This is a genomic window from Siminovitchia fordii DSM 16014 = CIP 108821, from assembly GCF_000374565.1.
Classification (GTDB): domain Bacteria; phylum Bacillota; class Bacilli; order Bacillales; family Bacillaceae_C; genus Siminovitchia; species Siminovitchia fordii.
On the sequence record NZ_KB894690.1, the window covers coordinates 150,920 to 163,876 of the forward strand.

General features: G+C 40.6%; 10 protein-coding genes. 8 read left to right on the top strand and 2 right to left on the bottom strand.

What is annotated here, in order from left to right; translation table 11 throughout:
* The 5 genes from C509_RS0110595 to srtB form a co-directional block, all read left to right on the top strand.
* The coding region (locus tag C509_RS0110595) for an NEAT domain-containing protein (RefSeq protein ID WP_018706912.1) at positions 1 to 3,510 on the top strand (3,510 nt) is incomplete at its 5' end.
* A 91-nt stretch (positions 3,511 to 3,601) separates the two neighbouring features.
* The gene (gene isdE / locus C509_RS0110600; RefSeq protein WP_018706913.1) at positions 3,602 to 4,483 is read left to right on the top strand and encodes a heme ABC transporter substrate-binding protein IsdE; all 882 of its coding nucleotides are present in this window, start codon (positions 3,602 to 3,604) and stop codon (positions 4,481 to 4,483) included.
* A 40-nt stretch (positions 4,484 to 4,523) separates the two neighbouring features.
* On the top strand, positions 4,524 to 5,507 hold the full coding sequence (locus C509_RS0110605; RefSeq protein WP_018706914.1) for a FecCD family ABC transporter permease: 984 nt from the start codon (positions 4,524 to 4,526) through the stop codon (positions 5,505 to 5,507).
* Positions 5,497 to 6,270, top strand: coding sequence for an ABC transporter ATP-binding protein (locus C509_RS0110610; RefSeq protein WP_018706915.1), 774 nt, complete (start codon positions 5,497 to 5,499; stop codon positions 6,268 to 6,270). Before C509_RS0110605 ends, C509_RS0110610 begins: the two co-directional genes overlap by 11 nt.
* A gap of 20 nt (positions 6,271 to 6,290) precedes the next feature.
* A complete protein-coding gene (gene srtB / locus C509_RS0110615; protein WP_026319801.1) occupies positions 6,291 to 7,064 on the top strand; it encodes a class B sortase in 774 nt (257 codons plus the stop codon).
* Positions 7,065 to 7,749: 685 nt separating this feature from the next.
* On the opposite strand, the gene C509_RS0110620 is transcribed toward srtB, so the two are convergent.
* Positions 7,750 to 8,304 (bottom strand): DUF420 domain-containing protein, encoded by a 555-nt coding sequence (locus C509_RS0110620; RefSeq protein ID WP_018706917.1) that lies wholly within the window; start codon positions 8,302 to 8,304, stop codon positions 7,750 to 7,752.
* Positions 8,305 to 8,773: 469 nt separating this feature from the next.
* Complete coding sequence (locus tag C509_RS0110630) at positions 8,774 to 9,727, bottom strand: AEC family transporter (protein WP_018706919.1); 954 nt, start codon at positions 9,725 to 9,727, stop codon at positions 8,774 to 8,776.
* A 29-nt stretch (positions 9,728 to 9,756) separates the two neighbouring features.
* Here C509_RS0110630 and C509_RS25130 point away from each other — a divergent pair, with 29 nt between their 5' ends.
* The 3 genes from C509_RS25130 (at position 9,757) to C509_RS0110645 (ending at position 12,766) form a co-directional block, all read left to right on the top strand.
* Entirely contained in the window at positions 9,757 to 11,046 is a 1,290-nt protein-coding gene (locus tag C509_RS25130; protein ID WP_211214266.1) for a hypothetical protein, read from the top strand.
* Between the two features lie 174 nt (positions 11,047 to 11,220).
* Positions 11,221 to 12,081 carry an AraC family transcriptional regulator gene (locus C509_RS0110640; protein WP_018706921.1) on the top strand — a complete coding sequence of 287 codons (861 nt, stop codon included), beginning with the start codon at positions 11,221 to 11,223 and terminating at the stop codon, positions 12,079 to 12,081.
* Between the two features lie 145 nt (positions 12,082 to 12,226).
* Entirely contained in the window at positions 12,227 to 12,766 is a 540-nt protein-coding gene (locus C509_RS0110645; RefSeq protein ID WP_018706922.1) for a hypothetical protein, read from the top strand.
* Positions 12,767 to 12,957: the final 191 nt, after the last annotated feature.

Sequence of the window (12,957 nt, forward strand, 5' to 3'; positions counted from 1 at the left end):
GGAGATGAACAGGATCCAGGAAACGAGGACGGCTCTGCTGAGGAAAATGGTGGAGATGAACAGGATCCAGGAAACGAGGACGGCTCTACTGAGGAAAATGGTGGAGATGAACAGGATCCAGGAAACGAGGACGGTTCCGCTGAAGAAAACGGCGGAGATAAACAAGAGCCGGGAAAAGAAGATGGCACGACTGAAGAAAATGAGGATGGAGAAAAAACTGATCCAGAAACAATCACACTGGAAGAAGGAAATTACACAATTGATCTTGAGGCCTTGCATGCTAAAGAGGATAAACCATCCGGCATGGCAAGGTATATTGATAAGACGGCTTCACTAGCCGTGAAAGCTGGTAAAACCTTTCTGACGCTTACCTTAACTGATCATAAGACAGTTACCGGTTTTCAAGTAGAAGGAAAGCAGCCGGTAAAAGAGGAAGTAAATGAAGCTGACAATACGAGAGCTGTCACGTATGAGTTTGATCAATTGACAACGATAATGAACGCGCAAGTCCAATATACGGTAGGTGCTCATAACGGTGACCAGCCGCTTCGACTTCAATTTAACAAGGACAGCATTACAGAAGCAGATGAAAAAGAGGAAGATGGAGATACGGATCATCCGAAATATGCAGATGGAGTTTACACATTGCCATTTGTCGTATGGAAAGAGCTTGTGGATGAGCAATCTGTAGCGGATGATTATTTCGAAAAGCCGGCTAAGCTAACCATTGAAAATGGAAAGTACACTGTCCAAGCTGAATTAAAGAACAGTTCATGGTGGCAGTATTTCAAAGTTCAATCTGGCAATGATTTTATTGATGTTACTGAAGTAAGTAAAGATGAAGAAAAGGATACAAAAATCGTTGAATTTAAAGTAGATGATCTTGATCAAATCCTAAATGCCAAAGTGCATATTATCGTTCCATTCATTAATTACGATAATCAATATGACATCCGCTTTAAATTTGATCCGAGTAAAATGGAACTCCAAAATGGGGATAATAAGCCAGAACCAATATATTTGGAAGAAGGAAATTATACAATTGCTCTTAATGCCTTGCATGCTAAGGAGGATAAACCATCCGGCATGGCAAGATATATTGACCAGACAGCTTCCCTGGCGGTAAAAGGTGGAAAAACTCTTCTGACACTTACGTTAACTGATCATAAGACAGTCACTGGTTTTCAAGTGGAAGGAAAGCAGCCAGTAAAAGAAGAAGTAGATGAAGCGAAAAATACGAGAGCAGTCACGTATGAACTTGATGAGCTAACAACGATGATGAACGCGCAAGTGCAGTATACGGTAGGTGCTCACAATGGTGACCAACCGCTTCGTCTAGCATTCGATGAAGACAGTGTATCAGAAGTCGTTGTGGAAGAACCTGAAGAGACTTCGACTCCAATACATTTGGAAGAAGGAAATTATACAATTGACCTTGAGGCCTTGCATGCTAAAGAAGATAAACCATCCGGTATGGCAAGGTATATTGACCAGACAGCTTCCCTAGCAGTAAAAGATGGAAAAACCCTTCTAACGCTTACGTTAACTGATCATAAGACAGTCACTGGTTTTCAAGTGGAAGGAAAGCAGCCAGTAACAGAAGAAGTAAATGAAGCGAAAAATACGAGAGCAGTCACGTATGAACTTGATGAGCTAACAACGATGATGAACGCGCAAGTGCAGTATACGGTAGGTGCTCACAATGGAGACCAACCGCTTCGCCTTCAGTTTAACAAGGACACCGTGACGGTGGTAGAAGATGATGACAAGGACGAAGAAGTAGATCAATCGAAATACAAAGATGGAGTTTATAAGCTACCGTTTGTCGTGTGGCAAGCAGAGAAGGATGAGAAATCTGTAGCGGATGATTATTTCGAAAAGCCAGCCCAACTGACCATAGAAGATGGAAAGTACACTGTCCAAGCTGAATTAAAGAATAGTTCATGGTGGCAGTATTTCAAGGTACAATCAGGTAATGATTTTATTGATGTTACCACAGTTAGTGAAGATGTGAAGAAAGGTACAAGGATTGTTAAATTTAAAGTAGATGATCTTGATCAAATCCTAAATGCCAAAGTGCATATTATCGTTCCATTCATTAATTACGATAATAAGTATGACATCCGCTTTAAATTTGATACAAGTGAAATCCCATTATCAGGAGAAAACCCGGGTGAAGGACCAGGAGAAAACCCGGGTGAAGGGCCAGGAGAAAACCCGGGTGAAGGGCCAGGAGAAAACCCGGGTGAAGGGCCAGGAGAAAACCCGGGTGAAGGACCAGGAAAAAATCCGGGTGAAGATGATTCGAAATACAAAGATGGAGTTTACACGCTACCGTTTGCCGTGTGGAAAGATAAAGAAAATATTTCTTCTGTAGCTGATGGTTATTTTATTAAACCGGCAACAGTCAAAATTGAAAAAGGGAAATATACGGTTCAGACCACATTAAAAAATGGTTCGTGGTGGAAGTCATTCCAGACAGCTTTTGGTAACAAATTTAAAGAGGTAAAAACTGTAAGTGAGAACAAGAAGGATGACACACGCATCGTTCAATTTGCTGTCGAAGATTTGGATGAAATTTTAAATGGTAAAGTCCACATCATTGTCAAAGGAATTCCAGGTTTCGAATACGACAACAAATATGACATCCGCTTTAAGTTCCATACAGACCAACTTAAGCTAGTACAAAATGGCGATAACGGATTTGTGGATGATAGCAAAGATCCAATCGGAGGAGACAATAACGGTCATTCGAATAATGGAAATCAAAACGGCAATAACAACAGCAATAACAACGGTCAAAATGGTGGCCATGGCAATGGGGGACAACATCAAGTCATCGACCCGAGAAACTTAAAAGATGGAGAGTATTCAATTGAATACAAAGTATTAAAATACAATACGAACCAAACATCTGTGATGAATGATTATGTTGTAAGCCCTGGTCATCTGAAAGTAAAAGATGGAAAGAAACTTTTAGCGATTACGCTAAAAAATAGTTCATGGATTACAGACTTTAAAGTCAATCAACAAGGGAAATTAGCTGCGACGACAGTATTAAGTACAGACACTAAGGCGGATACTCGTGTCGTAGAATTTGAAGTAGGCGATTTATTTAAAAAGCTGGATGCTTGGGTAAAAGTCGACTTTGACATTCCAGGCTTAAGCTATCACAACGAGTATGATGTGCAATTTGCTTTCGATCCAAATTCTATCAAGCTATTAAAAGCGGGAGAAACTTACCCGCCTAAAGGCGAGGTAGACGATAAGAAGCTAAAGCCGAATGGAGAAACTAAGTCTGAGCAAGATAATGAAACTGATACTACAGTCCCTGCATTTGACCGTAATGGCGATAACATTAATAAAAATAACGGCGGCATTACGAACAAACTAGGAATCAATCCTAAAACAGCTGATAAAGCAAAAATTATTTTATTTGCCACTTTATTAATGGGATCACTCATTTTATTAATCATTAAGTGGCGTAGAAAACTAGGTACGAATAATTAAGAAGTACGTTAAGTCGAGTCTTGTTGCCTTTGTTCTTGGTAACAAGACTCCTGTTTTGATAAATATGTCTTGCTATGGGTGGGAACTTCTTATGAAAAGGAAAATCCTTATTATGTTGATGGTTGTCATCTTGTTACTCATAGGCTGTTCATCTGAAAAAAATGCAAAGAAAACAATAAAAGAGAATAATGATCCTGAAAATAATCGTATAGTAGCTACGACGGTGGCAGTAACTGAAATAATGGATGCATTGGAAATTGATTTAATCGGTATTCCAACAAGCTATAAAAAATTGCCCGAGAGATACAAGGGGATTACAGAAGTAGGAAATCCGATGAGTCCAGATATGGAATTGATTATGTCATTGCATCCGAAAGAAGTTATGTCTGTTACCACATTAAAGTATGATTTGGAGTCTGTTTTTGATGATGCAGGCATTACTACGCGATATGTAAACTTAGAGAGTATCGATGATATGTACTCAGAAGTTTTAAAGATCGGAGAACAATATCATCGTCAAGAGCAAGCAGAGAAAATAGTAAATGAATTTGATGAAAAATTGATAGAAATTGAGAAAAAAATTGAAGGGAAACCTGCGCCTAAGGTACTCATTTTAATGGGGGTCCCCGGAAGCTATTTAGTTGCGACGGATCGTTCGTACATAGGCGACCTGGTTAAAAAGTGCGGCGGTATAAATGTTTTTTCTGGAGAAAAAGTTGAATATCTCGCCTCTAATACCGAACATTTACAGCAATCAAATCCTGATATTATTTTACGGGCGGCACACGGAATGCCGGATGAAGTGGTAGAAATGTTTGACAAGGAATTTAAGGAAAATGATATTTGGAAACATTTTAATGCTGTAAAAAATAATCGGGTATACGATTTGGAGGAGACTCTTTTCGGTACGACCGGAAACTTAGCGGCGCCTGAAGCGTTAGATGTGATGGTAAAACTGCTCTATTCGGAATAAGGGTGGAATAGATCGCTGTCTATTGAAAAGGATGTTCTAAATGAAGAAAAAATGGCTTAGTTTTATGACAATAATTGTATTATTAATGATTGCGCTTATCTACTCGGTCAATGCCGGCAGTATTCATGTTTCTTTCGGTGAATTAATAAACGGGCTAATAACTGGTACAAATGGAGACGTTCAAGTCATTAGAGATTTACGTCTGCCGAGGATTATTATTGCAGTGTTTGCAGGAGCGTCTCTATCGGTTTCGGGAGTGTTGCTGCAAGCAGTGATGAGGAACCCATTAGCAGAGCCAGGAATAATCGGTGTTTCATCAGGTGCAGGTTTTATGGCGATGTTAATGGTCGTAATCTTTCCGACTTTATATTTCTATATGCCTTTGTTTGCTTTTTTAGGTGGTGCCCTGGCATTTTTTCTTGTCTATTCCATCTCGTGGAAATCAGGTTTAGATCCGTTGCGGATGATTTTAATTGGAGTGGCAATCAATGCGATTTTTACAAGTTTAAGCCAAACGTTTAATTACCGGGGAAGTTATACAACATCGATGGTACAAGAAGTAACAACATCCACTTTGGCGATGAAGAAGTGGAGTGATGTGGAAATAATGGTTATTTACGGGACAATCGGATTACTTCTGGCCTTAACGGTTTATGCTTGGTGTAACTATTTGGCATTGGAAGATAAAACAGCAAAAAGCCTGGGGTTTAATGTGAACTTAGCTCGTTTTGTCATTTCAGGAATTGCGGTGTTGCTTGCTTCAGTCGCTACGGCCACTGCTGGATTGTTCGTATTTGTGGGGCTGCTTGTACCGCATATCGGCCGAATACTGGTTGGAACAGATCATAAAGTACTCATCCCTTTTTCTGCGCTACTAGGTGCACTATTAATTTTACTATCGGATACGCTGGGAAGAACATTAATAGCTCCAAATGAAATTCCTGCATCGATCATTATGGCATTGATTGGTGGGCCATTTTTAATATTCTTACTTAGAAAGAGTGATCGTATCTATGGAAATTAAAGATATTACCTATTCATATGATAAGAAAACGAATCATCTAAAAAATATTTCCAGTAAGATTGATCAGCATAAGATTACGACCATTATTGGCCCAAATGGATCAGGGAAGTCGACTTTGTTAGGGATATTAGCCAATAGCTATGCACCGAATAAAGGGCAAGTTATGATAGATGGGAAGCAACTGCATCATATAAAGCCGAAGGCACTGGCTAAAAAAATTGCGATTGTACATCAACAAAATAGTGCACCAGCTGATATGACAGTAGAAAAGCTGACAAGCTATGGAAGACTGCCGTACAAATCAATCTTTTCCAATCAGACGTCTGATGATCAACAAGCTGTCGAATGGGCTTTACAAAAAACAAATTTAATAGATAAGAAGAATAAAATGATCAGTGAGCTATCGGGAGGAGAGCGGCAACGTGCTTGGATTGCAATGACATTGGCGCAAAGCACTCCATATCTATTTCTGGATGAACCAACCACTTATTTAGATATTTATTATCAGTATGAGATATTGGAATTGGTCAAACAGTTAAATAGCGAAAATGGTTTAACGATTGTGATGGTGCTTCATGATATTAATCAAGCTATTCGTTATAGTGATACGATCATGGTGATGAAAGATGGAAAACTGATAAAGAAAGGCACTCCTGAACATGTCGTTACTTCTGAATTGATTCAAGAAATATACGGAGTGCAGGCGATTGTCAAAATGGATGAAGAATCCGGTTTGTATATTCTCCCTTTGGGAACCCAATAATCTTTTTGCTTGAGGTGTTGATAATGAGCGGAGAACGGCAAAAGAAAGGGAGCATCGGACAAAAGGTGTTCACCATCTTATGTTTAATCGTCCTTGTTTATTCGGGATATGAGCTGGCGAGCATTTTCATCGGTTATTACAAAAATCGCCAGGTTTTGGCAGAAGTCCAGGAACTCTATTATAATGAACATTCCGCTGAAATCGAGGAGGTCAAAGAAGGTGAGATTCGTCCTCAGTTTCATAAATTGCTTCAGATAAACCCTGATATAATAGGTTGGATCACCATTGATGATACGAAGGTTAATTATCCGATCTTGCAGGCAGATACAAATGAGTATTATCTGTACCGGAATTATAAAAAGGAAGACTCTCGTGCGGGCAGTATTTTCATGGATTACAGGAATGATATTACTGCACATGATCGGAATACCATTATCTATGGCCATTCTATGAAAGATGGTTCCATGTTCAATCAGTTGAAGAAGTTCCTTGATCAAGATTTCTTTGAATCGCATCAAACGATTTATTTTGATTCGCTGTATGGCGCTTACGATGCGAAAGTGTTTGCCGTTTATCATACAACAACCGATTTTGACTATATTCAAACGGAATTCGATTCGGACGAAGAGTATGCCGCTCTTTTACAGAAGATGATGGATGAATCAATTTATTGGACAGATGTTGAATTGCAGGCTGATGATCAAGTCCTCACCTTATCAACCTGTGATTACTTGCTGGATCCCGATAAGGGAAGATTTGTAGTACAAGCGAAGCTGGTTCCGAGAAATGGCTAAATAGTCCGCTTGAGAGTGATAGGAATCGGTTTTGCTGATTAATATTGAACAAGGGGATGTTTATAAAGGTAATTGGACATCAGGACGGGCTTATCGCCCGTTCTTTGTTGTTTCCGGTGGGTCACGATTGGGGGAGAAAGATGCCCATTTTAGGCGGTTTACCTAAAAAGCGGTCACGATTAGTGAGGCAAGGTGCCCGTTCCAGACGGTTTTTTTAAAAACCGGTCACGATTAATGAGGAAAAGTGCCCGTTTTAGTCGGTTTTCAGTAAAAGCGGTCACCATTAGTGAGGAAAGATGCCCGTTTTAGTCGGTTTTCAGTAAAAGCGGGCACGATTAGTGGAGAAAGATGCCCGTTTTAGTCGGTTTTCAGTAAAAGCGGTCACCATTAGTGAGGAAAGTTGCCCAATCTAGTCGGTTATCAGTAAAAACGGTCACGATTAGTGAAGAAAGGTTCCCGTTTTATGCGGTTATCAGTAAAAGCGGTCACCATTAGTGGGGAAAGATGCCCATTTTAGTCGGTTTCCCTAAAAAGCGGTCACGATTGGTGAAGAAAGGTACCCGTGTTTTCCTTTGAGGAAATACCCTAAATCAAATAGGTGTAGTACTTAGAGGGGGACAGTGTACAGGGGAAAAAAGAGAAATAAAAAATGCCCCCGGTTATTGGAAGCACTCCTTAAAACGTATTATCCATAATAAGGCGAAATCATAATATAGACCAGTACGCCTGTAAAGCTAACGTACAACCAGATCGGCATCGTCCAGCGGGCGATTTTTCTATGTCGATCATTTTCCATGTTCCATGCGCGTGCAACACTAGTGAGGGCAAGCGGCACAATGGCGGCAGCCAGCGTGATATGTGTAATTAAAACGAAATAATAGATGCCGGCCAACAGCCCCGATCCCCCATATGGCGTGGAAGGTGATAGGAAGTGGAACGTTACATACGTGATGAGAAAGAAAAATGTGGTAACGAAAGCCGCATAGATGAAACGGCGGTGAACCTTGATGTTGCGCTTTAGAATCGCAATCAAAGCCGCAGTCAGAAATACAAAGGTGAAGCTGTTTAAAATGGCATTCATTAAAGGAAGAATTGTGACATCAAAGGCATCGAAGTCCTCGACCCCTGGCATCCCGGCTAATACTCCTATTGCACCGATAAGCACGACTGAAATCGTAATGATCGCCGGCCGATAGTTTCTCTTCACATGTGTAGCAGTCTCAAAATTGTTATTGTTCATTATTCGATACACTCCATTAAGGTTTCAATTCGAATTAAGTGTATCACAACCTGTTTCAGGGAGCGTCCATACAGGGAAACGTTCACAGTCTTTTCGATTATTTCAATAAAAAGAAGATCCGTCGGCGCATCTTCTATTTGTCTGCAATCCACCGCAAGTTTAAAAAGAGCTTAATCCTTCCGTTTGGCTTCGATCATACACCCTAATTTAAGGAGCTGTTTCCTTTTATTTCGTGAAGGAATCGGAAAAACATGCCCACATCCAAAAAACGGTGATGTGGTGAAATCCTCCACGATCTTGGATTTGAAATATGCATTTTAGAGAAGCTTCTCCAAAGAGAACCGCTCACGTTTGCAGATGCGGCATCCTTATGATTTTTTGAAATCTGTGAGAGTGTCCTTGTTTCGGAAGGAGATGGATGATGAGCTTCATGATCAGGCCGGATCTTTGTCATGATTTCATCTTTTCATTAATATGAGGCAAGTAACTGATAGGTATAAGCAATAAAAAGGCAGAGAAGTGGAATTGTCATGATGCAAAGTGCCGTTGTGATTAATACACCTAGCGAAGCAAAAAGTGAATCTCCGCCGTACTTTTGTACGTAAATACAAATAGTCGGAGCAGATGGCATACCGGATACAATGAACGCTGTTAGCAAAACGGGAGGCGGAACCGGCATTGCGATGAACGGGAGCAAAAGCAAAGGAATAAGCAGTAGTCTTATAAAAGAAGCTCTCCAAAGAAAAGTGTTTTTTAATGATGAAAAGAAGGCTTGCGCCTTAACATTGGCAACTAATGCGCCGACAAGAATCATGGATAAAGGTACGGTCATTTTTCCTACACTTTCCAGAGTTCCTGCAATAAAAGCCGGCCAGCCAAAGGGGAGGAATAACAGGATGAGACCGGCTGCTGTAGAGAGAATACCAGGGTTCACAAAAACAGCTCGCCAGTTTACCGCATCCTTTTTTCTTGTAAATAGATGGATACCGTATGCCCAAATAAAAATCAAATAACATACGTTAAAAATAGTGAGATAGATAATTCCTTTTTCTTCTAATAGGATAAAACTGACAGCATATCCGATAAACCCCTGATTACCAAAAATCATCAGGCTTTCGAACACAGATTTTTGTTGCGCCGGCAGACGGGATTTTCTACTGAAATAGGCCGCAACAATTGCGGAAAGGATACAAATATAGGCCGACATTGTCATCAGCCAAATAAAATCTTTCATAAATTCCAGCGAGAGTCGAATATTCAGAGAATGTAAAATGAGAGCAGGCAGAGTGATATATAATAGGAGTTGGGTCAGCACAGCTACTGATCCTTGGCCCAGGATATTCCTTTTCCTGGCGGCCCAACCTAAAAAGGCGATACAATATAAAATAAGCATTTCCTGAAAAAACACACCTGATGAGATCATCACCAACCCTCCCTGATGTTTAGGATATGATGGGTTCTTGTCACAGGTTCGAACTGAAAAGGGAAAGCGAGGACGATAATATGGTCAGGCGTTATTTGATACCATTGATCAGTTTTATTGGAACTACTCTTGTAATGATTGGTAAAAAGCTTCAAACGAAGATGTCTTATCCGAAGCATTTTCCGATTGAGTCGGTTGAGCAGAGGACACATGAAGTCATTTTTCATTTTAGGAGCGGGAAGGGGCCGTTCCGAATATACAGGGAAGGCCGGCTGATTTATGAAGGGGATGATGAATCCTTTACGGATAACGAATTGGCTGCGGGGACTACTTATCTTTATACAATCGAAATAGGGTCCAGAAGAGGTATGCCTGAAAGGATGAAAGTCCAAACCTCAACGGACACAGCATTCAAAGAACCTGAAAGTGTTTTGAAAAATTGCACCCAAACGACCATTATTTCCAGGTCACTGGTTGCGATGGAGTGGGAGCCGATTGAAGGTGTGGAAGAATATCTCATTTACCGGAACGGCAAAAAAATTGCCAAGGTGGAAGAGCCCGTCTTTGTCGACCGCTGGGTCAGAAGTCAAGTGGAATATACATATGGGATATACGCCAAACGGTCGTTGGTATCAGAAAAAGATTTGGATCAGCCGGAACTCAGGGTAACAAAAAATGGGAAGAAAGAACAAAATGTTCCCATGGAGAAATTCCAAATGACAAAGGTGCTTGATTCATTGGAAGAAATTTTAAAACCGGAAGATGAGCTATATGAGAAAAAGGAATGGAAATTTCTTTATAAAACATTCCTATCCAAAAATTGGATAAAAAACCCGAATAACCAATCTCCTTACCGTTATTTTAAAGGGGATGGACGCGGGTTTGATCCACTCTCACCTGATTACCGTTCAATGGCCGAAGTCGTTGTAACGGGAGATGGATCTGAGGTCAGGTTAAACAAAGACATAGGGAAAACGAAAGGATACGGGATGCTGCGAAAGTTGAAGAATGAAGAGACAGCTTCCGACAAGGGTATCTATTTGGAAAATGTTGCAGTGGATGGGGAGAAAGCTTCCTTTGTGCTGAAGCACTCAGTTACAAATCCTTTGGACGAATTGACAGTCGTCGACTATCAAGTTTGGGCTGATTTGCATCACAGCGGATATTATGACATTACCGGAATACATGAGCAATCTCCTGATCATGAAGTTTATTTGAAGCACGGGATACAACGATCATGGACAGTCCTTCACCAGTCCGAGGACGAAGGGATGGAGTGGATAGACCTGATGCATTGGAGAGTGTCGAATTTTAAATAGGAAAGGTTCGGATGGTTTGTCCGAACTTTTTTTAGTGTAAAACCTTTCATTTCAACATGAAGGGTAGGGATAAGCTTCACTGCTTTAATGTATATGGAAACTGTCCGTACTGAGCACAAAAAGTCATGAATGAATTTAGCGAAATGATATGATTTTTATAAGGAGTTGATTGGCATGGCATTGGTCGAATCTTTACAAAAAGCAATAGACTACATGGAGGAACATTTACTGGACCCCATCACTATTTCCGATATTGCAGAACAGGCGAACGTGTCTCCTTTTCACTTTCAGCGTATTTTCATGATATTGACTGATATGTCCGTGGGAGAATATCTCCGGCGCCGGCGCCTGACATTAGCAGCTCAAGAATTGTCCAGTACCGATAGAAAAATAATCGACCTTGCTTATCATTACGGTTACGATACTCCTGAGTCTTTCTCAAGAGCTTTCCGAAAACAGCATGGAATAACTCCAAGTGAAGCTAGGAAAGGTCAGGGAAGGCTGCAATCTTACAACCGGCTTATGATCCAAGTAAATCTGAGAGGAGCAGAACCAATGAACTATCGTATTGTCAAAAGGAGTGCATTTGAAGTAATAGGTATTAAACGGGGATTTCCGTGCGGAAATGGAGAAATGGGAATTCCAGGTGTACCGGACTTTTGGGAAGAAGTTAATGGAAACGGATCAGCTGCCCGATTATTGGAATTGAACAATGGGCAGATTAAAGGTCTGTTAGGTGTTTGTGCTAACCATAATGTTGAGAACAATAGAACTGACTATTGGATTGCCGCTGAATCCAGCGGAGAAACATCTGATCAATTCTCAAAATTACATTTCCCTGCAGCTAAATGGGCTGTGTTTGAGGCCATAGGCCCTGCCCCGGAAGCCATCGTAGATACAACGAAAAAAATATATTCCGAATGGTTTCCTTCGAACAGCTATGAACCGGCTGAAATAGCTACTTTTGAAGCATACATTGACCCTGACCCATATAAGAAAGATTCCTATAATGAGATCTGGATACCGATCAAATAGTTTTGTTGATAAAGCTGTTGGCAGCGGGAACTTCCCGAACTGCACAGCTTTTTTTTTCGTCGAAATCGAATAATGGGTTTGCCGCCTGAGTATTAGGGAAAATCATAAATAAAGCCATTTCATTATGTAAAGAGGAGGAATGTATATGCCCGCGTCAATCTTTTTGAATCTGCTAGCAGCCACAGGTTTGTTATTTTCTTATACCCCAGGGGATTCCAGCATACATACTCCACAAGCCATCCAACTCAAGAGCAGCGAAGCGAACCATGTGAATAGTCATGAACGAGGGATGGAGGAAGTGGCTGTAAATCTTGCGAACGATTTTATCCTTCCGCTTAAACCTGATGGGGAAACCCTCGATTTAAAAACGAAGGAAGACTATATAAACTATTATAGGAATATCAGTGACTTGGATTTGGCGGAAAAGTTCCTTCAGTCATATTTCATAGAAAAAAACGGAGTCATGGAACTTATTCCGACCGAGCTCCCGCTCTGGTTTAACAGCAAGCTTCCATATGAATTTAAAAAAATCAGCGATACAGAGATGAGTATCAGGCAGTTTAGCTCCATTGAATTATATGGACCTACTACATTGACCATTTTTTATAAAAAAGGGAAAGGAAATGAATGGATCATTGAAGGAGTACATTATAAAGCAGAGAAAAAAGAGTTGAACGTGATATGATCGATCAGTTTGATTGTTCAAGGCGGCCTTCGTATATAAAGCCGCCTATCTTTTCATGTATGACATTAGACAAAGTTTTTTCTAACGATGATATGACTTTGTTCAGCCTGATGGACAGGGAGAAATCTTAGGATGCGGCGTCATGGGGGTACATGCGCCCATAGAGGCGAGGACCAGGTTAATGTACACCT